Origin of the sequence: Actinomadura sp. NPDC048021, from assembly GCF_040653135.1 — a bacterium.
In the GTDB taxonomy this organism is placed as follows: domain Bacteria; phylum Actinomycetota; class Actinomycetes; order Streptosporangiales; family Streptosporangiaceae; genus Spirillospora; species Spirillospora verrucosospora.
Genome location: NZ_JBEZJQ010000002.1, coordinates 177,747 through 199,700, shown reverse-complemented (window position 1 = coordinate 199,700; position 21,954 = coordinate 177,747). Strand labels below are relative to the sequence as shown.

The window sequence follows — 21,954 nt, the reverse complement described above, 5'->3', positions numbered from 1 at the left end:
AAGCAACCTCGGTCGCTACCGGGTCCGCGGGTCCTGGGTGGGGTCGGCGTACATCCGCGGGCACCCGCGCTCGGCCGCATCGGCGCGCAGTTCGTAGTGCCAGGGTTCGTTGGCGTAGACCTGGCACAGTCCATACTGCGCCCCGTGTCTCGACAGCCATTTCGCGGCGTCGGACCGCCCGATGTCGACGGCCTTTCCTTTCACGTGAAGCGATTTCGCCGCGGTGGCCACCCAACGGGCGGCCGCCTCCTCGGATCCGTATTTGGAGACCGCTTCGCGGAGAAGTCGATTCTGGTACGCCGGGGAGCGCCAGCCGCTGTTGACGTAGAACGTGGTCCTCTCGCCCGCGGCGTCCGTCGCGGCCCGCCGAAGGGCCTTGAGGAGTTCTGGATCCAGGTTGGTCACGGCCGGGAACGCGTCGTTGAAGACGGTCACGCCGTCCGGGACGACGCCGTCGGCCTCGCCGATCGCCCCAGGGAGTCCGCGGCGCGCGGGCATCTTGCCGGGCGTGGTTCTCCGGTCGTCGCGATGGCCGTCCGGGGAGGGGGCGGCGGACGGCGGAAATGACCGGGCAGAGGAGGACGAGGAATTCTGCCACTGATAGGCGAGCGCCGGTGCGATCATGGCTAGGGCGACTGCCAGGGCGATGCCGATGTACCGGAGAAGTGCGCGGGCTTCTTTTCGCGTCGAGAGTGGTAGTGATGGCATTCTGCCAGTCAAGGCAGCGGGGTGTTGCCATGCCGTATGGGGTTTTCGATATGCCGACGATATGCCGTCAGAGGAGGTCGGCCACCGCCGCGTGCAGGTCGAGAAGGGCGGGGATCTGTTCGGACGGACGCCGGCCCATGCCGCATTCGGTGGCGACGCCGAACGTCTTCACCGCCCCGCGCGCCGCGTCGATCCTCGCGCGGGCGCCGTCGAGTCCGTCCGTGGCGTGCACGAGCCCGAGGAACAGGGTGGTCTCCGCCGGCAGCGACAAGCCCGACAGCGGCGCGAAGTACGCCTCATCGGCACGGTCGCGCGGCACCGGCATGTGCACCCAGTCCAAGCGCCGCCCGAGGCCCCCGGCGAGGCCGTCGGCGACGGCCACGAGCTTGGACGTGTCGGCGGGCTCGACGAAGTGCTTGTGCTCGAAGTCGCCGTAGCAGAGGTGGTATCCCAGCTCGACCTCGTCCGGCACGGCGTTTCCGAGCCGGACCAGGCGCGTCAGGGTCTCGGCCAGGCGGGACGGATAGTCCGTGCCGTACCAGGCCGGATAGACCCCTTCGAAGACGGCGAACTCGACCGCGGTGTCCCACTGGACGGCCAGGTCCGCGGGCGGGACCACGGCCAGGATCTCCTCCAGTTCGGCCAGCAGCCGGGCCTCGTACGCGGCTTCGAGTTCCGCGTGACGCGCACCGATGAACGCGGCGACCACGGCGATCGGTGTCGGCAGGCTGACCTGGAAACGCACGTCCGGCGCGATGACGCCCTCCGCGCGCAGGCGGGCGAACACCCGCCACGAGTCGAGCGCGGCCGCCGAGTACCCGAGCGGCCCGAAGGCCACCGACGCCGGGTCGACGCCGGGCTTCGGCCGTACGCGCAGGGAGGGCCCGTACTCCGAGCCGGGCGGCGGCACCGTCTCCAGGTCCGGGTGCGCGGAGAGTTTCGCCAGCTGCCAGACGACCCAGTTGTCCCGCTCACCCGGCTCGCCGTCCGGGATCCGCCGCACACGGCCGTTGAGCTTGGTCGCCACCGCGCGGAACACGGTCTCCGAATTGGCCAGCGGCACGCTGCCGCACAGGTGCACGGTCGACTTCACGGATGTCACTCCAGGTTCTCCAAGCTTGAGGTGGTGCGTCCGGGCGGAGCGAACGGAGTCCGCGCCAACGGCGCTCGCGGCGTCTCTCAGGCATCACGAACGCCGCGCGCTCGTTCCCACGGCTCGGCTGCCCCGGTTTCGCGATGGGGCAGAAAGGTCAGCGAGGGCCGGCGCCGAGGTTGATGGGCAGCGACAGCGGGCCCACGGTGAAGAAGGACGGCGAGTAGGGGATGTCGTCCGGGTCGATCGCCAGGGTGAGGTCCGGCAGCCGCCGGTACAGCGAGGCCAGCGCGAGCCTGCTCTCCAGGCGGGCCAGCGGGGCGCCGATGCAGTAGCGGGGGCCATGCCCGAAGCCGAGGCCGTCGCCCTGCTCGCGGTCGATGTCGAACCGGTCCGCGGTCTCTCCGTACCGCTCAGGATCGAGGCCGCTCGCCTGGTACACGACGCCGACCGCGCTGCCCTTGGGGATGGCCACGTCCGCGATCACCACGTCGGTGAGCGTGAAGCGGAAGCTGGTCATCATCACCGAGTGGCGGTACCGCAGGGTCTCCTCGACCACGTCGCCCCAGCGGTCCCCGGCCGCGGCCGACGCCAGCTGGTCGGGATGCGCGGACAGCGCGGCGATGGCGTGCCCCAGCAGGTGGACCGTGGTCTCGTGGCCGGCGACCAGCATCAGCCACAGCACGGCGACCAGTTCGTCGGTGGTGAGCCTGTCGTCCCGGTCACGGGCCTTGACCAGGCCGGAGGTGAGATCGTCGCCAGGGTCCAGCCTCTTGCGCTCCGCCAGTCCGTACAGGTACGCCATGAGCGCCTTCTGGGTCTCGAACGCCTCCTCCGGAGGGGTGGTGTGCGCCAGCAGGGCGGCCGTCCACCCGCGCAGCCGGGCCCGGTCCGGCTCCGGCACGCCGAACAGCTCGCAGATCACCGCCATCGGCAGCGCCTCGGTGAAGGCGGGCACCAGGTCGACGCCGTCCCCGGCCGCCACCACGTCGTCCAGCAGCGAGTCGATGAGCTCCTGGATCCGCGGCTCCATCTCCCGCACCCGGCCGGGGGTGAACGCCTTGCCGACCAGGCCCCGCAGCCGCCGGTGATCGTCACCGTCCTTGGTGGACAGGTGGTCGCCCTGGACGATGGCGCGCAGCGGCCAGTCCTCGGGGATCGATCCGTCGTGCAGGGCCGGCCAGTGCTTGGGGTCGCGCGCGAAGGTCCTGTTGTCCCCGGCGAGGATCTGGCGCGCGGCCCTGTGGGTCAGCGCCAGGTAGGCCGGCACGCCGCCGGGGAACGCCACCTCGACCACAGGCGCGATCTCCCGGAGCCGGATGCAGGTGTCGAGCGGGCTCTCGTCCAGAGCAGGGAACGCGGGCAGGCTCATCGTCAACGGATCCCTTCGTCTGACACCCGCCGTCAGCGGCCGGGCCCCGAGTATCTCCGGGCGCGGGTCCACCGGACAGATCCGCAGGCGGATCCTGCCTCCAACCAGAAGTCGGACGGCATGAAAACAGAGGTTCGGCGGGCGCCGAGAGGGCTTGACAGCGACCGTGCGGGGACGTTGGGTTACCGGGCATGTGCGGGCTCACAGCGGAGGTAGGCCCATGCAGTTCCACTCCTGGACCACCGACGACACCGACGCCTGGCGCGACCTCAGCGACAGCATCCTGCCGATGGACCACCGCTTCCGGAATCCGGGGAGCTGGCGCGCGGACCTCACCGCCCAGGAGAGCGGCGGCTACCGGCTGCTGCACTGGGACCAACACGGGGACCGGATCGCCGTCCGGACGCCCTCACACGTCCGCAACGTCCCTGGCGACGAGCAGTACTGGATCGTGGTGCCGCGCAGCGGCGTCTACACGGTGAGGCACGGCCAGGAGGAAACGCGGACCCCGCCGGGGCACGCCTCCGTGATGGGCATGGACGAGTCCTGCTGGCTCTCCGTCCCGCAGTCCCGTGCGTACGCGTTCCAGGTCCCCCGCTCCGAACTCGACAACCACATCAGCTCGCCGGCACCGCTGCGGCTCGTCCTCGACCTGAACACCGGTCTCGGCCGCATCCTCAGCACCCTGATCGAGAGCACGCACGCCGAACAGGACAACCTGTCCGCCCACGAGTTCCACGCGGTGTGCGATCGGATGACCGAACTGTTCTGCATGATCGCTCTCAGGGACGCGCGCCCGCCGGACGCCCACCTCACCGATGTCGCGCAACTCGTCCGCGAGCACGTGCGGAACCGTCTCGGCACCGGGAAGCTCCCGCTCACCGCCGTGGCCCAGGCGCTCGGCTGGTCGCCACGCCACCTGCGCAACGCCCTCCACCAGACCGGCACCACCTACCGCGACCTGCGCAACGAGGAAACGCTCCGAGCCGCCCGGGACGCCCTCCAGGACCCGGCCCAGAGCGACGTCGGCATCAGCGACATCGCCGCCCGCGCCGGCCTCACGTCCACGTGGTTTTCTTCGGCCTTCAAACGCCGCTACGGCGAAACCCCGCGAGAATTCCGCCGCCGCAGACTCGCCGAGGACTCCGCTCGGCCCGGTACCACCAGGCCCGCCTCATAGGCTGCGATCACCGCCTGGATGCGGTCACGGAGGCCGAGCTTGGCGAGGACGCTGCTGACGTGGGTCTTCACGGTGTGCTCGCTGATGACCATGGTCGCGGCGATCTCCGGATTGGTGAGGCCGCGGGCGAGCAGGCGCAGGGTCTCGGCCTCGCGTGAGGTCAGGGAGTCGAAGCGCGGGTCGGGAAGCGGCGGCACCGCCGCGGACGCGCTGGTGCAGTGGGCGATGAGCCTGCTGGTGACGGACGGCGAGAGGAGGGACTCGCCGCCCGCGACGACCCGGACGGCGTGGGCGAGATCGTCGCGCCGGACGTCCTTGAGGAGGAAGCCGCTCGCACCCGCGCGCAGCGCCTCGAACACGTACGCGTCGAGGTCGAAGGTGGTCAGGATGATCACGCGGGTGGCGGTGCCGGCGCAGACCTCGGCGGTGGCGGTGAGGCCGTCCATGCCCGGCATGCGGATGTCGAGCAGCGCGACGTCCGGGGCGTGGGCGCGTACCGCCGTGATCGCCTCCGAGCCGTCGGCGGCCTCCGCGACAACCTCGATGTCCGGCTGGGCGTCCAGGATCATCGCGAAACCGGCCCGGACCAGTTCCTGGTCGTCGGCGACGACCACGCGCAGCGGCTCCGCCGCCGTACCGCCGCTCACGACGGAGGCAGGAGCGGCAGGCGGGCGCGGACCCGGAAGCCGGGGCCGTCGGTCCGGGGCCCGCATTCGGCGGTTCCGCCGCACGAACGCGCGCGCTCCCGGATGTTGATCAGGCCGTGGCCGCCGGACGGCAGGGAGCGGGCGGGCCGCCGCCCGGCGGCCGCGCCGTCGTCGGTGATGTCGAGCTGCACGATGCCTCGGTCTTCCTGCCAGTGGAGGTGAAGCCGGGCACGGTCGGTGCCTGCATGCCTGACGATATTGGTCAACGCCTCCTGGGCGATGCGGAAGGCGGCGGTCTCCACGTGCGGGGCGAGCGGACGTTGGCCGGCCCCGCCGGGCAGCGGATACCCGACGGTCGGCCCCGAGCCGTCGGTCTGCGTGAACTCGACCGTGAGGCCCGAGCCGGCGGTCAGCACCGGCAGGTCGGCGAGGGTGGGCTGAGGGGCGCGCTCGGGCCCCGGGGCCCGGTCCGGATCGAGCACCTCTAGGATCCCTCTGAGCTGCGCCATCGCGTCGCGTCCCGCACCCGCGATGGCGTCGAAGGCGCGCTCGGCGCGAGCCGGGTCCGTGGCCAGGACCACCGGTCCGGCCTCGGCTTGGACGACCATCAGGCTCACCGCATGGGACAGGATGTCGTGCATGTCCCGGGCGATCCTGGCGCGTTCGGCGAGCGCGGCCTTCTCGGCCTCCGCCTGACGCTCACGCTCCAGCCGTTCGGCGTGGACCCGGCCGGAGGCGGCCGCCCTGCCCAGCGCGTAGGCGGCGACGCACAGCACGCTCATCCGCAGCCCGGATTCGGAGGACGCGAGGACGAAGCTGCCGAGTACGGTCGTCACGACCACCGTATGACGGACCCACCGCCCCGACCGCTCGGCGACCGAGTGGATCGCTACCAGGGCGGCGTACCAGACCGGCTGGGACGGCACGTGGCTGACATAGTCGTAGCCGCTGGTCGCCGCGAGGCTCACCATCAGTACCGGCACCGGGTGCTTCCGCCGCCAGTACAGCGGCGCCGCCGAGCCCAGTACGACCAGGACGCCCCACCCGCTCCACGGCCCGCCTACGCCGGCCCGCGCGGCGAAGGGCCAGAGCTGGGCGGCGGCCACGAGGACCGCGAGCCCGCCGTCGACGGCGCGTGGGGGCAGGGAGCGAAACCGCCCCCGTACCCGGACCGCCCGCGCGCCCACGTCTCTCCAGGTCACAACTCCTCCGGACGCGTCAGCGCGCACCGGCCACCGCCGGGGACGGCCCCGCGTCGCGGCCGTCCGCCGTCCCGGAGGCGGCCTGCCGCGACTCCATCACCCGCGCGATCTGCGCGAAGGAGACGGACAGTAGCAGCGCCCCGACCGGGATCAGGTCCTTGTCGGCCAGCGGCATCACCAGGTCGGCGAGGACGAGGAGCACCGTCCACGGCTTGATCACCCGGACCGCGGCCAGCCGGACGATGAGGGCGAGCATCCCCACGTAGAAGAGGTACGGGCCGAAGTCGTAGACGACCGGTGCCACGCCGGGCACTTGCGAAACCCGCTCCGTGAACCGGGACATCTCCAGGTGGTTCGCGGACACCGCCCCCGCCACCAGGTCGATCGCGAACTGCACCAGAAGGACGGCCGCTCCGGCAGTCGCCGTCCACCGCGCCCCCGCCGCGACGCGGTCGCCCGACGGGGCGAGTCCCCCGAGCCAGCGGAACACCACCGCGAACAGCACCAGCGCCGAGCAGAACGCCAGATGACCGAGGGTCCAGGCGACGCCGGGGCCTCGCTCGCCGTCCGACCCGTCCGCGATCCGGAACAGGCCGTAGGTGAAGGTGAGCGCGGGCACCGCGAGCATGGCCGCAAGACGGTTCATCATGAATCCCCAACTCCAGAGTGATCGCCGGGGCTTCGGCCTGCCCGGCGGGACGTCACTCATCCTGAGGCGCCCGGTCTTCCGGCGAATCGCCGGAGCGAGCGGTCTTCACCCTCCGTCGAGCGAGGGATCTACCGGTCCTGAACCGGCCGCACCGCCGTCCCGAGCCCACGGCCCGCACCGTCGGCTCCCGGGCCGGCCGCCTGCGCTCCCGCGGCCGAGGGCCGGGACGCCCGGTTCAGGTCACCAGGCCACGGCGGTAGGCGTAGACGACCGCTTGGACGCGGTCGCGCAGGTCGAGCTTGGTGAGGATGCGGGAGACGTACGTCTTGACGGTCTCCTGGCTGAGCACGAGAGTCGCGGCGATCTCGCTGTTGGACATGCCGTCGGCCATGAGGCGCAGCACCTCCATCTCGCGCGGCGTCAGCGCGCCGTCCGCCGGCGTCTCCTCGGCGGGACGGATCCGCGCCGCGTACCTGCCGACCAGCTGCCGCGTCACCTCGGGGGCCAGCAGCGCGGCGCCGGCGGCGACGGTCCGGATGCCGTGCAGCAACTGCGCCGGCGGGGCGTCCTTGAGCAGGAAGCCGCTCGCCCCCGCGCGCAGCGCCTGGTACACGTACTCGTCCAGGTTGAACGTGGTCACCACGAGCACCTTGACGGGGTCGGTCACCCCGGCGCCTGCCAGCATGCGGGTCGCCTCGATGCCGTCGAGGACCGGCATCCGGACGTCCATCACCACCATGTCCGGGGCGAGCCGGCGGGCGAGGTCGACGGCGGCGCGGCCGTCGCCGCACTCGCCCACCACCTCCAGGTCGGGCTGCGCGTCGATGATGGTCGCGAACCCGGTGCGGATCAGCGCCTGGTCGTCGGCGACCAGGACCCGCACCGGCGCGCTCACGAAGGGCTCCCCGAAGGGATGCGGGCCCGCACGACGAAGCCGCCGTCCGGCCGCGGGTCCGCGGTGAAGTCGCCGCCGAGGGCGCCGACCCGGTCACGGAGCCCGGCGAGCCCCCGCCCGCTCCCGCCCGGGGGCGCGGTCGGCGCCCCGGAAGGGTCGGTGCCGACCTCCACGCTGATCTCCTTGTCGCGGTACTGCACCCGGACCACGGTACGGCTGCCCCGGGCGTACTTGAGGGCGTTCGTCAGGGACTCCTGAACGACCCGGTAGGCCACGACCTCGGCGCTGCCGGTCGTCTCCGCCGGCTCGCCCGCCGCGGTGAACTCGATCGGCTGCCCGGCTCGGCGCGTCTGCTCCACGAGCGCGGGGAGCTCCCCGACGGACGGCATCCTCGCGTCCGTCCCGTGGTCGGGGTTGAGCAGGTCGAGCAGGTGCCGCAGATCGGCGATGGCCCGCCTGCCGGTGTCGCCGACGGCGCTCAGCGTCTCGTCGAGGCGGTCGGGGGCGGCGGTCAGGTACTTCGCCGCCTCCGCCTGGACGACCATCGCCGTCACGTGATGGGTCACGACGTCGTGGAGCTCGCGGGCGATGCGGGTGCGTTCGGCCGCGCGGGTGGCCTCGGCGACGCGGCGGCGGCGTTCCGACTCGACGGCCCGGGTGGAGCGCAGCCACGCCCCGACGCCCCACGCGAAGACGGCCCCCAGGTAGAACGTGACGAAGCCGTCCAGGCCTTCGGGGGAGCCGATCCGGTCGAGCGCCACCGCCAGCGGCACGTACGCCGCGGAGAGGCCGGCCGCGACGGCGTACCGGCGGCGCTCCAGGTGGGCGCCCGCGCTCACCAGCGCGAACGCCAGGGCGCTGCCCGTGAACGAGTGGTAGGCGCGGAGCTGGTCGGCCGCGAACCCGAGCGACACGAGGACGACGCTGAGGGCCGGCCAGCGCCGGCGCACGGCGAGCGGGAGGCAGGTCAGGAGCATCACCGGGACGGCCAGCGCGTCGAACGGGCGGGCCGGGAGATCGCCGACCTGCGTCCCGTGGGCCTGGAGCGCCGGGACGAACGACCCGGCCGCCAGCAGCAGCGGGAACGGGAGGTCCCGCACCGTGACGTCCAGCCGCCGCCACGCCTCCCGGCCCCGCCGGATGTCGATCACTGGGCGAGCGTAGCGGCGGCGGGGGTCCGGGAGGCCCGGTTCCGGCGGACGATGGTGCCGCGCCGGCGTGCCAGCCACATGAACACGATCGTCAGGGCCGCTCCCGCGCCGACCGCGTACAGGCTCGCCTCCGGGCCGAATTCGCCGCCGCTGAGGAGGGTCGGGCCAGAGGTCGCGCCGTCGAGCAGGCCGTCCGGGGCGTCCTTGCCGGAGACGTCGGTGCCGAAGATCCCGGCGCCGGCGAAGTTCCAGGCGAAGTGCAGGCCGATCGGCACCCAGAGGGTGCGGGTGGCCACGTAGGCGGCGGCGAGCATGCCGCCGGCCTCGATGGCGATGGCGAGCGCGCTCCACAGGTCGGCGTTCGGGTTGGGCAGGTGCATCAGGCCGAACGCCAGGCCGGTCAGCGCCAGCGCCGCCCAGGTGCCGGTGCGCTCCTCGATGATCCGGAACAGGACGCCGCGGAACATCACCTCCTCGGACACCGCCGCGGCGGCCATGAAGCCGAGAAGGGCGACCGGGCCGGTCGCGGAGCCGAACCCGTCGATCCGGTAGTGGCCGAGGAACGCGATGTTCACGATGACGGCGCCGAACATCGCGAAACCGATCAGCATCCCGCGGGTGAGGCCGCCCGCGGCGCCCTTCAGCGCCAGCTCCGCCGGCTCGCGGCGCTCGGTCCGCCGCACCACCCAGCGGTACGTGTACAGGCTGACCAGCGCCGCCGCGGCGCCGAGGACGAGCGTGAGGGCCGGGTTCCACACCACGCCGTTGACGCCCGCGCCGCCGGCGGCGGCGACCACCACGACGACGACGAGCTGCTTCAGCAGTCGCATGCTGACTCCTTCAGGGGGTTCCGCGGCCATGGCGCCGCGGCGTCGCCCGAAACGCTAAGGATTCGCCCCCCGCCGGATCTTCACCGTGCGGTGGACATCTGCGGGTAGCTCGCACGGGGGACAGGCCCCCGGATCGGTCGCGCCGCCACGGGGACAGGGTCGCGCCAGTGGACGCCGTCCTTATGAAACGTCATCGGTGTTCCCCCGCGGACGCCGCTTTTTCTGAAATCTGGTGATCGTTTTGAGTGATGGAAAAATGCGTTCGCTTTGCCCCGGCCGTCTGAGGCAGCATGGATGGGCGGCGGCGTGGAGGGCGGGGTGGCAGTGCTACGAGGCAGGTCCAGAGGCGGCAAGTCGGTCCGGCAACGCGCGGTTCTGCTGGCCCTGCGCTTTTACTGCGATGTGCTGCGCCGCCAGTGGCGCATCTCGCTTCCGGCGCTGACTTTGCCGGCGCTGGGCAATACGTGCCTGTTCTACCTGACTCCGCTGATGGTCGCCGCCCTGGTGGGGCACCTGGCCGAAGGCGGGGAAAGCGATCTCTCCGCCCTCCTGCCCTACGTCCTCGGATTCGCCGGCCTGATGTTCGCGGGCGAGGCGCTGTGGAGAGTGGGCCTGCACTTCCTCAACCGGACGAACAGCCGGGGCATCGAATGGCTCGCCAACACCGGCATGGACGACTTGCTCGCGAAAGACGCCGCGTTCTTCCATGACAACTTCGCCGGTTCGCTGACCAAACGGATACTGAGCTTCTGCGGCGGCTTCGAAAATTTCGCCGACACCCTCACTTTCGCGGTCGTGGCCAACGTGATCCCGTTGTCCTTCGCCTCGGTGATCCTGTGGCGGTACCACCCGCTGCTGGTCGTCGTCCTCCTGGGCCTGATCGTCTTCACCGGCTTCCTCGTCATCCCGTTCATCCGCCGCAGGCAGGCGCTCGTGGACAGGCGCGAGGCGGCGAAGGTGAGGGTGTCGGGCCACATCGCCGACGTGCTGACCAACATGGAGACGGTCCGCGCGTTCGCCGCCGAGGAGCGGGAGGCCGCCGAGCTCCGCGGCCGGGTCGCCGAGCAGAACCGCCTGGCACTGCGCTCCTGGGACTACGCCAACCTGCGGGTCGACACGATCGTCGCTCCGATGTCGATCCTGACCAGCGCCCTGGGGCTGCTCGTCGCGGTGGCGCTTCGCGGCGGCCTCGGGGTGGAGGCCATCGTGGTGACGTTCTCCTACTACACCAACGCGACGCGGATCATGTTCGAGTTCAACCAGATCTACCGGCGGATGGAGAGCACGCTCACCGAGAGCGCCCAGTTCACCGAGCTGCTCCTGACGCCGCCGACCGTCGTGGACCCGCCCGACCCGCAGCCGCTGCGTCCGGTCGACGCCTCGGTCCGCTTCGAGCGGGTGCGCTTCGCCCACGGCGACGGGCCGCCCCTGTTCGAGGGCCTGGAGCTGGAGATCCCCAGCGGCGCCAAGATCGGCCTGGTGGGGCGGTCGGGCGGCGGCAAGACCACCCTCTCCCGGCTGCTGCTGCGTCTCATGGACGTCGACGGCGGCCGCATCCTCATCGGCGGCCAGGACATCGCGCGGCTGCGCCAGAGCGACCTGCGCAACATGATCGCGTACGTTCCCCAGGAGCCCGCGATGTTCCACCGGTCGGTGCGCGACAACATCGCCTTCGCCCGGCCGGGCGCCACCGAGGCCGAGATCCTGCGGGCCGCGCGGGCGGCCCACGTCACCGAGTTCGTCGAGAACCTGCCGGACGGGTTCGACACGCTGGTCGGCGAGCGAGGCGTCAAGCTCTCCGGCGGCCAGCGGCAGCGCCTCGCCCTCGCCCGCGCCATCCTGCGAGACACCCCGATCCTGCTCCTGGACGAGGCGACCAGCGCACTGGACTCCGAAAGCGAACTCCTCATCCAGGAAGCTCTGTGGCGCCTGATGCGCGACCGCACCGCCCTGGTCGTCGCGCACCGTCTGAGCACGGTCGTCCGCATGGACCGCCTGGTCGTCCTCGACCGCGGCCGCGTCCTCGAAGAGGGATCCCACCGGGAACTCCTCCAGTCCGAGGGTCCCTATGCCCGCCTCTGGCACCACCAGTCCGGCGGCTTCCTCACCACCGAAGCCACCCCAGGCACCTCGCCCGCGGTCCACCGAGACCAGGACTCCCAACCGGTGACCGGCTGAGTGGTCCCGCCCCGGCGGTCGGCGCCGAGCGCGGTGGACGCGCGGGCCTAGCCGGACTCCTTGACGCCGAGCGCTCGCACGATTCCGTCGGCCACCGACGTGATGATCCCGGGGTAGTAGAAGACGACCGCGATCACGATGCTGAGCACGATGAACTGAATGAACCGCGTGATCTCCCGGGTGAACAGGAAGAACAGGGCCACGATCCCGATGATGACCAGGAACAGCGGCCCGAAGATATTGCGCAGCCAGTCGGCCAGCTGCTGGGTGTTCGGGTCTTTCGCGGCCAGTACCACGGCCGCCGTCACGCCTTGCATCATGTCGTCTCTGCTCCCTGCCCGGCTCCTGTGATCGCTACCATCTCACGCGGCCATGGGTCCCACCGCGCAACCGGGTCCGCGTTGTCCTTCGGCGCTCGACAGAGCCTTGCCGCGCGGCCGCCAGGCGGGGTCTCGGGCCGCGATCGGGTGCTCGTGATGACGTGTTCGCCCGCGTCCTCGGCGACCGTGCCGGGCGGCGGCAGCGCCTACCGCGCCCGCGCCATCGGGTCGTCCCGTCACCGTCGAGCCATTGTCCGATCCTCTCGTGTGTCCGGGGACCATTGTGCGCCGTTGGCCGTTTCCGGCAAAGGGCGACGGCGGCCGGTCGTCCGTCGCGTCATCACCCATCAGTCGGCAACACTAGTCGCGGTCGGCGCGGATGCACCCGGCCGAATCCGCCACAGGCCGGTTCATCCCCGGCACGCTGCATGAATGCCCGCCACATCGTTCGAACGCCCGGCCGGCGGAAAATCCTGTGGAGGACGGGACGGCAGTCGGTAGGATCAGGTGATCATGATTTTTGGTCCCATCGTCGACGTTCGTCCGCTGTTCCCGCGCGAGCGGCAGGCCCTGCTCGACCTGCTCCGCACCCTGAGCCCCGCCGACTGGGCCGCCCCCACGGTCTGTCCCGGCTGGGACGTGCACGACGTCGTCGCTCACGTGCTCAACGACTACATGCGGCGCCTGTCGGGCAGCCGCGACGGGTACGGCGGCGCGGTGTTCGCGAATGACGAGACGCTTCCTTCGTACCTGGCCCGCACCAACGAGGAGTTCGTCCGGGCGTCCCGCCAGCTCAGTCCCCGGCTGCTGATCGAACTGCTGGATCACCTGGGCCCACGTCTCGACGCCGTGTGGGCGGCACAAGACCTCCAGGCAGCCGCCGACCTGAACGTCTCCTGGGCCGCCACCGACATCGACAGTCCCGCCTGGCTGGACATCGGACGCGACTTCACCGAGTTCTGGGTCCACCAGCAGCAGGTGCGCGACGCCGTCTCCGTCCCGGGCGCCGAAGAACCCGATCTCATGGCCCCGGTGCTGGACATCTTCGCGCGCGGCCTGCCGCACGCCTTGCGGATGCACGACCGTCCCGAAGGCCACACCGCTCACCTGGAAGTGCTCGGCCCGGCGGGCGGCCGGTGGGGCGCGGTCCGGCAGGACGGACGATGGCAGATGACCCAGCCCCAGGGAGAGCCGACCGCACACGTCGCGATGGACCAGGACACCTTCTGGCGCCTGGCGACCCGAGGCATCACCGTGGAGCAGGCCCGTCAGCGATCGACGGTGAGCGGCGACGCGGAGCTCACCAAGGCCGTCACAGCCCTCCTCGCGGTCGTCGCCTGAGGAAGGCCGCTGGGTAGGGGGACGCGGTCAGCCGCGTCATCACAGGCGAAAAACCCGGCGACGCCGGCGATCATCCCCGGGATACTGGTCGCCCGTGGATGAGGTCGAGGTCGTCGTCGCCCATTCCGAGCGTGCGACTCTGCGCGTCGGCGACGTGTTCCTGAAGATGGACGCCGACCAGACGCGCATCGATGTCGAGCTTGAGGCGATGTCCCTCGCGCCGGTCCCGACCCCGGAGGTCCTCTGGCGCAAGCCGCCCGTGCTCGCGATCGCCGCACTCCCGGGGACGACGCTCGGACGCCTCGGCGGGCCGTCGACCGGGTCGCCGTCGGCGTGGGCCGCGGCGGGCGCCGCCATCCGGACGCTGCACGACGCGCCGCCGCCGTCCTGGCCGGGCCAGGCCGGCCGGAGCATCGCCGCGCTGGAGGCGGAGCTCGACGCCGAGTGCGAGCTGCTCGTGACCGGCGGCCTCCTGCCCGCCGACCTCGTCAGCCGCAACCGCCGGGTCGCCGAGGCCGCGCTCCGGCCGTGGACTCCGGCGTTCACGCACGGCGACCTGCAGATCGCGCACGTCTTCGTCGACGGCGACGAGGTCACGGGCATCATCGACTGGTCCGAGGCGGGCCGGGGCGATGCCCTGTACGACCTCGCCACCTTCACGCTCGGACACGAGGAGCACCTCGACGACGTCCTCACCGGCTATGGCGTCGACGTCGACCTCGACGTGATCCGCGCGTGGTGGTCGCTGCGAAGCCTGCTGATCGTCCGCTGGCTGAGCGAGCACGGCTTCGACCCCTTCGCGCCGGGCTGCGAGGTCGACGTGCTGAGGTCCCGGATGTGAGGCAGCGCGGGCCAAAGCCCTGAATATGGTGGGCACGTGGCCTTCGAGGAGCGGTTGGAAGCGCACCGGGTCGACCTCACCGGCTTCTGCTACCGCATGCTCGCCTGCGCCGCCGAGGCCGAGGACGCCGTCCAGGAGACCTTCTTCCGCGCCTGGAAGAACGCCGATCGCTTCGATGAGAGCAGAGCCGGTCTGCGCACCTGGCTGCACAGGATCGCCACCAACGTCTGCCTCGACATGACCCGTAGCGTCCAGCGGCGCGCGCTCGCGATGGATCTCGGCCCGTCCTCACCCGCCGGTGCTTCTCTCGGCGCGCCGCTGGGAGCCGCCGCCTTCGTGCAGCCGATCCCCGACCGGCTCGCGCTGCCCGTTGACGGTGATCCGGCCGAGCTGGCCGAGGGGCGCGAGACGATCCGGCTGGCGTTCGTCGCCGCCCTGCAAGTTCTGCCGCCGCGCCAGCGGGCCGTCCTCATCCTGCGTGAGGTGCTCTGCTGGACGGCGGAGGAGGTGGCCGGGCTGCTCGACAGCAGCCCCGCCGCGGTCAACAGTGCCCTGCAACGAGCACGTGCCGCCATGTCCGCGCGTCGCACGCCGGGCGGGAGCGGCGAGGTCGACGAGGACCTGCTCGGACGGTACGTCAAGGCGTTCACCTCCTACGACGTCGACGGCCTGGTGTCGCTGCTCCACCGGGACGCCACCATGTCGATGCCGCCGTTCGCCTGGTGGCTCAGGGGCCGGGAGGCGATCCGGGCCGCCCTGGCGGGTGCGGCCGGCGCCTGCGCCGATGACCGGCTGGTCCGCACGGCGGCCAACGGGTCGCCGGCCTTCGCGCAGTACCGGGACGGGAAGGCGTTCGGCCTGTCCGTCATCGACGTCCGCGACGGACTGATCGTCAACACGACGACCTACCTGGATCCGTCCCTGTTCGCGTTGTTCGGATTGCCGATGACTCCTGAGGCGCCGTCCCGTATGTAGTGCATGACCGACATCGTTCCCATGTGGCATGACCAGCGCGGCAAGGGCGACCCCGTGGTGCTCCTGCACGGCGGGCTGACCGACGGCCGCTGCTTCACCGGCAACCTCGACGGGCTCGCCGACACGTTCGAGATCTACCTGCCCGACCGCCGCGGCCACGGCCGCACGCCCGACGCCCCCGGTCCGATCACCATGGAGCTCATGGCCCGGGACACGATCGCGTTCCTGGAGCGGGTGGTGGGCGGCCCGGCCCGGCTGGTGGGCTACAGCGCCGGCGGGACGGTGGCGCTGTGGGTGGCGATGCGCCGCCCCGACCTGGTCGAGCGCCTCGTCCTCATCAGCACGGCCTGTGACCTGGACGGACTGATCTTCAAGCCGTCGGCGGACGGCGAGACGCCCGCCGCGGTCGTCGACGCCTACGCCGAGGTGTCGCCCGACGGCCGCGACCACTTCCCGGTCGTCCTCGGCAAGATCGCGCACGCGGCCGCGACCGAGCCGCGGCTCGACCCGGCCGAGCTGCGCGCGGTGACGGCCAGGACTCTCGTCCTGTCCGGCGACGACGATCTGGTCACGCTCGACCACACCGTGGCGCTCTACCGCGCGCTGCCCACCGCCGAGCTGGCCGTGCTGCCCAACGCCAGCCACCTGCTGCTGATGGAGCACGCCGAAGCGGTGCGCGCCATGGTCCTGGCGTTCCTGACCACTGACGCGTCCCCGACCTACATGCCCATCGCGCGCGCCCAGCACAGCGTCCCCGAAGGGGGGTAGCCGCAGAAAGGCGACGGAGTGGAGCCAGGACACTCCTGGCTCCACTCCGTCGTGCGGTAGGTCAGGCGCGGCTCCAGAGCTGGTTGCTGCCGTTCCAGCAGGAGTAGAGCTGGATCGGGGCGCCGTTGGCGCTGCCGGCGGCGTCCAGGCAGAGGCCGGACTGGACACCGACGATCGATCCGTCGGAGTTGAGGCGCCACTTCTGGTTGTCGCCGCCCCAGCAGCTGTAGATCTGGACCTTGGCGCCGTTGCCGGTCCCGGCGGCGTCGAGGCACTTGTCGCCGTAGACCCTGAGCTCGCCCGCGTCGGTGGAGGTCCACTGCTGGTTGGTTCCGCTGTGGCAGTCCCACAGCTGGAGCTGGGTGCCGTCGGTGGTGCTCGCGTTCGGCACGTCCAGGCAGCGGCCCGAACCGACGCCCTTGATCGTCTTGCCGGAGCCGGTGGGGGGAGACGAGGTGCCGTTGAGGGCGTTGAGGACCGAGGTGTAGGCGGCCTTCTTGTTGCCGTTGCCGTCGAACAGCAGCGGGGTCTGCTCCGAGCGCCACGAGTCGGTGTCGCGCACGCCCCAGACGGTGATGCCGAGGCAGCGCGAGACGGCCAGGCAGTCGTTCGTCACGTTGGCGTAGGTCGTGGCCGAGGCGCCCTGGATGTCCAGTTCGGTGATGGCCACGTCGACGCCGAGGGCGGCGAAGTTCTGCAGGGTGGTGCGGAAGTTGCTGTTGTAGGGGCTGCCGCTGTTGAAGTGGGACTGGAAGCCGACGCAGTCGATGGGCACGCCGCGCTGCTTGAAGTCGCGGACCATGGCGTACACGCCCTGGGTCTTGGCCCAGGACCAGTTCTCGATGTTGTAGTCGTTGTAGCAGAGCTTGGCGGCCGGGTCGGCGGCGCGCGCGGTGCGGAAGGCGACCTCGATCCAGTCGTTGCCGGTGCGCTGCAGGTTGGAGTCGCGGCGGCCTCCCGAGCCGTCGTCGGAGAAGGCCTCGTTCACGACGTCCCACTGGGCGATCTTGCCCTTGTAGTGGGCCATGACCCCGTTGATGTGGTCGATCATCGCCTGGCGCAGCGTGCCGCCGCTGAGGCTCTGCATCCAGCCGGGCTGCTGGGAGTGCCAGGCCAGGGTGTGGCCGCGTACCCGCTTGCCGTTCTGGACGGCCCAGTTGTAGACCCGGTCGCCGGAGCTGAAGTTGAACTGGCCCCGCTGGGGCTCGGTGGCGTCGATCTTCATCTCGTTCTCGGCGGTCACCATGTTGAACTCGCGGCTCGCGATCGTGGTGTACGCCGAGTCGTTGAGCCTGCCCGAGGCGATGGCGGTGCCGAAGTAGCGGCCGCTCTGCGCCGCCGCGGCACCCAGCGTGCTCTCAGCGGCGGTGGCCGGGGGCGGCGCCACCGGAGCGGCTGCGAGCACCCCGAGGGTGCCCGCGAGAAGGGCCCGCTTACGGATCCCGGGCCTGAGCATGGCGTTCGTACGCACGTCTGTTCCTCCATGAATGAACGAGGGGTGGGAGCACGGAACACAGCCGTGTAAAAGACGCCGCGCTCCTTCACAGGAACGCACACACCACCAGGGCGTCGCGGACTCAGTGTGTGAGCCCCCGCAGATTCCGTCAATAGTTTCCATATCTTTCATGGCGCCGTATGCGTGATCTTTCGGCTGGCCGGCGCTCGAAACTTTTCGAAGTTCCCGGGCCCTTGACGATGCCTTTCTGCCTGTTATTTACTCCGGCCACCGCCACCCCTGGCCGCCGATGGAGAGAAGGTCCCGTCCGACAGAAATTGTTAGCGCTAACATCCACGCCCAACGAAAGGAAGAAGGTCATGGTGAGGACCGGCGCGGTGCTGGCATCGCTCCTGCTTTCGGTGCTCATGTGCGTGACGAACCCACAGCCCGCCCAGGCCGCGACAGTGGATGTGAACACGTGGTACGTCCTGGTCAACCGCAACAGCGGCAAGGCTCTGGACGTCTACAACCTGGCGACCGGCGACGGCGCCCGCATCACCCAGTGGACGAGAAACGATCAGAACCAGCAGCAGTGGCAGTTCGTCGACTCCGGCGACGGCTACTACCGCATCAGGTCCCGCCACTCCGGCAAGGTGCTGGACGTCTACAACTTCTCCACCGCCAACGGCGGCTCGATCGTCCAGTGGTCCGACCTGAACGGCGCCAACCAGCAGTGGCGGCTGGCCGACAGCCCTGGCGGCTACGTGAGGTTCGTGTCGCGCCACAGCGGCAAGGCCCTCGAAGTGCAAGGCGGCTCCACCGCCGACAACGCGAACATCGTCCAGTACGACGACTGGGGCGGCGACAACCAGCAGTGGCAGCTCGTCCCGGTCGGCGGCGGCTCCACTCCCGCGTGCGATCTCCCGTCGGCCTACCGCTGGACGTCGACCGGCCCGCTGGCGCAGCCCAAGTCGGGGTGGGTCTCGCTCAAGGACTTCACCGTCGCCCCCTACAACGGCCGGCATCTCGTCTATGCGACGACGCACGACACGGGGACGAGATGGGGTTCGATGAACTTCAGCCCCTTCACCAACTGGTCGGAGATGGCCTCGGCCAGTCAGAATACGATGTCGAATTCCACCGTCGCTCCCACGCTCTTCTACTTCGCGCCGAAGAACGTCTGGGTACTCGCCTACCAGTGGGGCGGGACCGCCTTCTCCTACCGGACGTCGAGCGACCCCACCAACCCGAATGGGTGGTCATCGCAGCAGGTGCTCTTCTCCGGAAGCATCAGCGGCTCCGGAACGGGCCCGATCGATCAGACGCTTATCGGCGACGGCACGAACATGTACCTTTTCTTCGCCGGTGACAACGGCAAGATCTACCGGGCCAGTATGCCGATCGGGAACTTCCCGGGCAGTTTCGGCACGACCTCGACAGTGGTCATGAGCGATTCGACGAACAACCTGTTCGAGGCCGTCCAGGTCTACAAGCTCCAGGGCCAGAGCCGCTACCTCATGCTCGTCGAGGCGATCGGCTCGCAGGGGCGCTACTTCCGCTCGTTCACGGCCACCAGCCTGAACGGTTCGTGGACCCCGCAGGCCGCGACCGAGAGCAACCCCTTCGCCGGCAAGGCCAACAGCGGCGCTACGTGGACCAACGACATCAGCCACGGCGAACTGATCCGCACCGGCGCCGACCAGACCTTCACCGTCGACCCCTGCAACCTGCAGTTGCTCTACCAGGGGCGCAGCCCCAGCTCCGGCGGCGACTACGGTCTCCTGCCCTACCGGCCGGGTCTGCTGACTCTCCAGCGCTGACACACGGAAGCGGACCCGACAACGCGGGCTCGGCGAAAAGCCGGGCCCGCCTGGCCGCAGGACGCCCCTCAACGGACGATCAGGACGCTCCCAGATAGCGCAGGACGGCCAGGACACGGCGGTGGTCGGTGCCCGTGGGCGCGAGGCCGAGCTTGGTGAAGATGTTCGCGATGTGCTTCTCCACGGCCCGCTCGGTGACCACGAGGGACGCGGCGATCGCCGCGTTCGTCCGGCCTTCCGCCATCAGGCCGAGGACCTCCCGCTCGCGCGGGGTGAGGGACGCGAGCCCGTCGTCGCGCCGGGCGGCGCCGAGCAGGTGCGCCACGACCTCCGGGTCGAGCGCGGTGCCCCCGGCGGCGACGCGGTTCAGCGCGTCCACGAAGTCGTCGAGGTCGGACACCCGCTCCTTCAACAGGTAGCCGACGCCCGCGGGCGAGCCCGCCAGCAGCTCGGCCGCGTACCGCGTCTCCACGTACTGCGAGAACAGCAGGATGCCGAGCCCGGGACGGACGCGGCGCAGCTCGATCGCGGCGTGCAGCCCCTCGTCGGTGTGCGTCGGCGGCATCCGGATGTCGACCACTGCGACGTCCGGCCCGTGCTCGGCCACGGCCGCGTGCAGCGCCGGCGCGTCGCCGACCGCCGCGACCACCGAGTGGCCGCGCAGCCCGAGCAGGTGGGCGAGGCCGTCCCGCAGGATCGCCGCGTCCTCGGCGATCACCACGCGCAGACCGGTCATGAGGTGGTGAGAGGGAGCGTGACGGTCACGGTGGTCGGTCCTCCCGGCGGGCTCAGCACGGACAGCTCGCCGTCCACCGTACGCACCCGCTCGGCCAGCCCGGCGAGCCCGCCGCCGGGACGCGCCCGCGCGCCGCCCTTCCCGTCGTCGGTGACCGACAGCCGCAGCGTGCCGTCCCCCGGCTGGACGGCGGACACGGCGACCCGGCGGGCCACCGCGTGCCGTCCCGCGTTGGCCAGCAGCTCGGCGGTGCAGAAGTAGGCGATCGACTCGATCGCCGCGGACGGCCGGACCGGCAGGTCCGTCTCCAGCTCCGCCGGGACGGGGCTGCGGGCGGCGAGCGTCGCCAGCGCCGCGTCCAGCCCCTGGTCCAGGACGGGCGGGTGGATGCCGCGCACCAGTTCGCGCAGCTCGGCGATCGCCTCCCGCGCGCCGGTGCGCGCGGCGGCGACCAGCTCGCGGGCGGGCTCGGGGGTGTCGGCCGGGAGGGTCTCCTGCAGCGCGGTCAGGGTCATGGTCAGCGAGACGAGCCGCACCTGGGCGCCGTCGTGCAGGTCCCGCTCGATCCGGCGGAGCGTCGCCGCCGCGTCCTCGACCGCGTACGACCGGCTCAGCTCCAGGTCGCGGATGCGCGCGTCGTCCGGCCGCGGACCGAGCAGCGACCGCAGTACCGCCAGGTCGAGACGCACGGCCAGCCGCACGGCCCGCGGCGCCAACGCCAGCAGGACGGCGCCGGCCAGAGCCACCAGCAGACTGCGCTGCCAGGTGTCGAAGTAGAACCCGCCGACGACCAGGCCGTGCCGGACCCTGCCGCCCGAGTCGCGGGTGGTGATCTCGTTCAGATGCAGGGGGAGCTGGATCGGATACGTCAGCAGGAGGAATCCATACACCCAGGTCACGAGCACCACGACGACGCCGAGGACGGCCAGCGGGAACCGGACGAGCAGATGCAGGAACGCGCGGTACCCCGTGGCGTCGTGCGCGTCCCGCACCCAGGCCCGCAGCCCGGCCCGCGACCGCGGCTGGCCCGGCGCCGGAACCCGCTCGTCCAGCAGGACGGCCGCGAGCCGGCGGTGCAACTCCCCGAACCGGCAGGCGCCGCGCAGCACCGCCGCCGTCGCGGCCGCGCCCAGCCGCGTGACCGACATGACGATGCCGAACGCGCCCGAGAACACCGCGTAGTACACCCCGGCCAGGGCGATCGGAGCGCCGGCGAGCAGGTAGAGCGCCTCCGACCAGGCCCGGTGGACGGCCGGGGCCCTCAGCACCTGTGTCATCGCACCATTGTCCCGTCCGCCCTGCCGAGGACGCGGACCATCAGGCGGGCCTGCAACGTCGTGATGCCCTTCATCAGGGCGGGCATCAGCAGCAGCATCACCAGCCCGCCCGTCGCGTGGACGGCCCAGGCGCCGACCAGCGTCGGGCCGCCCCATGCGTCCTTCAGTGAACCGCCCATCCCGATGAGCCAGCGGGCCGGGTAGAACAGATTGAGCACGACGATCCCCCACCCGTACGCGCCTGCCAGGAGCGACAGGACGCCGAGCGGCAGCGAGAGGAGGGCGTGCAGGATCGTTCGGAACCGTCCGGGACGCCCGGACGGCACGTCCAGCAGGCGGTGCGCGAGTGCAGGCTGCACCCGCGCCCCCGTGAGCGAGGCAAGCCCCGCAGGCAGGGCCGCGAGCGCGTAAGCGGAACGCCGCCAGAGCGACGAGCCGAAGCGGGACCGGCGCGTGACGCGGGAAACGAGAATCGCCATGAGACACCTTCCGAACTGCGTGAACGGATGTCTCCAGACTCGTCCCGGGGGCGC

At 71.2% G+C, this 21,954-nt stretch carries 20 protein-coding genes and 1 pseudogene; 7 read left to right on the top strand and 14 right to left on the bottom strand.

The annotated features are described in order from the left end of the window. Nucleotides 1-15: 15 nt before the first annotated feature. The 3 genes from AB0C87_RS04165 to AB0C87_RS04155 form a co-directional block, all read right to left on the bottom strand. Complete coding sequence (locus AB0C87_RS04165; RefSeq protein WP_360576473.1) at nucleotides 16-624, bottom strand: M15 family metallopeptidase; 609 nt, start codon at nucleotides 622-624, stop codon at nucleotides 16-18. Nucleotides 625-775: 151 nt separating this feature from the next. Next, a complete protein-coding gene (locus AB0C87_RS04160) occupies nucleotides 776-1,801 on the bottom strand; it encodes a hypothetical protein (RefSeq protein WP_360576471.1) in 1,026 nt (341 codons plus the stop codon). Nucleotides 1,802-1,958: 157 nt separating this feature from the next. After that, on the bottom strand, nucleotides 1,959-3,173 hold the full coding sequence (locus AB0C87_RS04155) for a cytochrome P450 (RefSeq protein ID WP_360576469.1): 1,215 nt from the start codon (nucleotides 3,171-3,173) through the stop codon (nucleotides 1,959-1,961). Nucleotides 3,174-3,393: 220 nt separating this feature from the next. On the opposite strand from AB0C87_RS04155, the gene AB0C87_RS04150 reads away from it, so the two are divergent. Further along, nucleotides 3,394-4,353, top strand: a complete 960-nt coding sequence (locus AB0C87_RS04150) for an AraC family transcriptional regulator (RefSeq protein ID WP_360576467.1) — start codon at nucleotides 3,394-3,396, stop codon at nucleotides 4,351-4,353. On the opposite strand, the gene AB0C87_RS04145 is transcribed toward AB0C87_RS04150, so the two are convergent. From AB0C87_RS04145 to AB0C87_RS04120, 6 genes are all read right to left on the bottom strand, one after another. Beyond that, a complete protein-coding gene (locus tag AB0C87_RS04145; protein ID WP_360576465.1) occupies nucleotides 4,269-5,000 on the bottom strand; it encodes a response regulator transcription factor in 732 nt (243 codons plus the stop codon). The two genes, AB0C87_RS04150 and AB0C87_RS04145, sit on opposite strands and share 85 nt — an antisense overlap. After that, the gene (locus tag AB0C87_RS04140; protein WP_360352186.1) at nucleotides 4,997-6,202 is read right to left on the bottom strand and encodes a histidine kinase; all 1,206 of its coding nucleotides are present in this window, start codon (nucleotides 6,200-6,202) and stop codon (nucleotides 4,997-4,999) included. Before AB0C87_RS04140 ends, AB0C87_RS04145 begins: the two co-directional genes overlap by 4 nt. Before the next feature lie 16 nt (nucleotides 6,203-6,218). Beyond that, nucleotides 6,219-6,851 (bottom strand): hypothetical protein, encoded by a 633-nt coding sequence (locus AB0C87_RS04135; RefSeq protein ID WP_360576463.1) that lies wholly within the window; start codon nucleotides 6,849-6,851, stop codon nucleotides 6,219-6,221. 235 nt (nucleotides 6,852-7,086) lie between these two features. Further along, nucleotides 7,087-7,746, bottom strand: coding sequence for a response regulator transcription factor (locus tag AB0C87_RS04130; RefSeq protein WP_345171517.1), 660 nt, complete (start codon nucleotides 7,744-7,746; stop codon nucleotides 7,087-7,089). Then, the gene (locus AB0C87_RS04125; RefSeq protein ID WP_360576461.1) at nucleotides 7,743-8,897 is read right to left on the bottom strand and encodes a histidine kinase; all 1,155 of its coding nucleotides are present in this window, start codon (nucleotides 8,895-8,897) and stop codon (nucleotides 7,743-7,745) included. Before AB0C87_RS04125 ends, AB0C87_RS04130 begins: the two co-directional genes overlap by 4 nt. After that, nucleotides 8,894-9,727 (bottom strand): CPBP family intramembrane glutamic endopeptidase, encoded by an 834-nt coding sequence (locus AB0C87_RS04120; protein ID WP_345171513.1) that lies wholly within the window; start codon nucleotides 9,725-9,727, stop codon nucleotides 8,894-8,896. Before AB0C87_RS04120 ends, AB0C87_RS04125 begins: the two co-directional genes overlap by 4 nt. A 318-nt stretch (nucleotides 9,728-10,045) precedes the next feature. Here AB0C87_RS04120 and AB0C87_RS04115 point away from each other — a divergent pair, with 318 nt between their 5' ends. After that, a complete protein-coding gene (locus tag AB0C87_RS04115; protein ID WP_360576459.1) occupies nucleotides 10,046-11,905 on the top strand; it encodes an ABC transporter ATP-binding protein in 1,860 nt (619 codons plus the stop codon). A gap of 47 nt (nucleotides 11,906-11,952) precedes the next feature. Here the strand turns inward: AB0C87_RS04115 and AB0C87_RS04110 are convergent, their stop codons facing one another. Continuing rightward, complete coding sequence (locus AB0C87_RS04110) at nucleotides 11,953-12,225, bottom strand: hypothetical protein (protein ID WP_345171509.1); 273 nt, start codon at nucleotides 12,223-12,225, stop codon at nucleotides 11,953-11,955. Between the two features lie 513 nt (nucleotides 12,226-12,738). Between AB0C87_RS04110 and AB0C87_RS04105 the strand changes: the two genes are divergently transcribed. From AB0C87_RS04105 to AB0C87_RS04090, 4 genes and pseudogenes are all read left to right on the top strand, one after another. Continuing rightward, a complete protein-coding gene (locus tag AB0C87_RS04105) occupies nucleotides 12,739-13,566 on the top strand; it encodes a maleylpyruvate isomerase family mycothiol-dependent enzyme (RefSeq protein WP_360576457.1) in 828 nt (275 codons plus the stop codon). Between the two features lie 94 nt (nucleotides 13,567-13,660). Continuing rightward, on the top strand, nucleotides 13,661-14,407 hold the full coding sequence (locus AB0C87_RS04100) for a phosphotransferase (protein WP_353831621.1): 747 nt from the start codon (nucleotides 13,661-13,663) through the stop codon (nucleotides 14,405-14,407). A gap of 30 nt (nucleotides 14,408-14,437) precedes the next feature. Then, nucleotides 14,438-15,382: pseudogene (locus AB0C87_RS04095) on the top strand (RNA polymerase subunit sigma-70); the annotation flags it as partial. 3 nt (nucleotides 15,383-15,385) lie between these two features. Next, nucleotides 15,386-16,150 carry an alpha/beta hydrolase gene (locus AB0C87_RS04090; protein WP_360576455.1) on the top strand — a complete coding sequence of 255 codons (765 nt, stop codon included), beginning with the start codon at nucleotides 15,386-15,388 and terminating at the stop codon, nucleotides 16,148-16,150. A gap of 61 nt (nucleotides 16,151-16,211) precedes the next feature. Here AB0C87_RS04090 and AB0C87_RS04085 read toward each other — a convergent pair whose 3' ends face one another. Beyond that, entirely contained in the window at nucleotides 16,212-17,621 is a 1,410-nt protein-coding gene (locus AB0C87_RS04085; RefSeq protein ID WP_360576453.1) for an endo-1,4-beta-xylanase, read from the bottom strand. 344 nt (nucleotides 17,622-17,965) lie between these two features. On the opposite strand from AB0C87_RS04085, the gene AB0C87_RS04080 reads away from it, so the two are divergent. Continuing rightward, nucleotides 17,966-19,408 (top strand): non-reducing end alpha-L-arabinofuranosidase family hydrolase, encoded by a 1,443-nt coding sequence (locus AB0C87_RS04080; protein ID WP_360576451.1) that lies wholly within the window; start codon nucleotides 17,966-17,968, stop codon nucleotides 19,406-19,408. Nucleotides 19,409-19,487: 79 nt separating this feature from the next. On the opposite strand, the gene AB0C87_RS04075 is transcribed toward AB0C87_RS04080, so the two are convergent. The 3 genes from AB0C87_RS04075 to AB0C87_RS04065 are packed head-to-tail and all read right to left on the bottom strand — an operon-like array spanning nucleotide 19,488 to nucleotide 21,900. Then, on the bottom strand, nucleotides 19,488-20,135 hold the full coding sequence (locus tag AB0C87_RS04075) for a response regulator transcription factor (RefSeq protein WP_258940348.1): 648 nt from the start codon (nucleotides 20,133-20,135) through the stop codon (nucleotides 19,488-19,490). A gap of 5 nt (nucleotides 20,136-20,140) precedes the next feature. After that, complete coding sequence (locus AB0C87_RS04070) at nucleotides 20,141-21,421, bottom strand: sensor domain-containing protein (RefSeq protein ID WP_360576449.1); 1,281 nt, start codon at nucleotides 21,419-21,421, stop codon at nucleotides 20,141-20,143. After that, nucleotides 21,418-21,900, bottom strand: a complete 483-nt coding sequence (locus tag AB0C87_RS04065; RefSeq protein ID WP_360576447.1) for a hypothetical protein — start codon at nucleotides 21,898-21,900, stop codon at nucleotides 21,418-21,420. The genes AB0C87_RS04070 and AB0C87_RS04065 overlap by 4 nt, the downstream gene beginning before the upstream one ends. Between the last annotated feature and the right edge of the window lie 54 nt (nucleotides 21,901-21,954).

Bases quoted from the DNA above. Each gene is read 5' to 3' on its own strand.
- AB0C87_RS04165 (WP_360576473.1), bottom strand. From the start codon at position 624: ATGATCGCACCGGCGCTCGCCTATCAGTGGCAGAATTCCTCGTCCTCC.
- AB0C87_RS04155 (WP_360576469.1), bottom strand. From the start codon at position 3,173: ATGAGCCTGCCCGCGTTCCCTGCTCTGGACGAGAGCCCGCTCGACACC.
- AB0C87_RS04150 (WP_360576467.1), top strand. From the start codon at position 3,394: ATGCAGTTCCACTCCTGGACCACCGACGACACCGACGCCTGGCGCGAC.
- AB0C87_RS04135 (WP_360576463.1), bottom strand. From the start codon at position 6,851: ATGATGAACCGTCTTGCGGCCATGCTCGCGGTGCCCGCGCTCACCTTC.
- AB0C87_RS04120 (WP_345171513.1), bottom strand. From the start codon at position 9,727: ATGCGACTGCTGAAGCAGCTCGTCGTCGTCGTGGTGGTCGCCGCCGCC.
- AB0C87_RS04110 (WP_345171509.1), bottom strand. From the start codon at position 12,225: ATGATGCAAGGCGTGACGGCGGCCGTGGTACTGGCCGCGAAAGACCCG.
- AB0C87_RS04105 (WP_360576457.1), top strand. From the start codon at position 12,739: ATGATTTTTGGTCCCATCGTCGACGTTCGTCCGCTGTTCCCGCGCGAG.
- AB0C87_RS04090 (WP_360576455.1), top strand. From the start codon at position 15,386: ATGACCGACATCGTTCCCATGTGGCATGACCAGCGCGGCAAGGGCGAC.
- AB0C87_RS04080 (WP_360576451.1), top strand. From the start codon at position 17,966: ATGGTGAGGACCGGCGCGGTGCTGGCATCGCTCCTGCTTTCGGTGCTC.
- AB0C87_RS04070 (WP_360576449.1), bottom strand. From the start codon at position 21,421: ATGACACAGGTGCTGAGGGCCCCGGCCGTCCACCGGGCCTGGTCGGAG.
- AB0C87_RS04065 (WP_360576447.1), bottom strand. From the start codon at position 21,900: ATGGCGATTCTCGTTTCCCGCGTCACGCGCCGGTCCCGCTTCGGCTCG.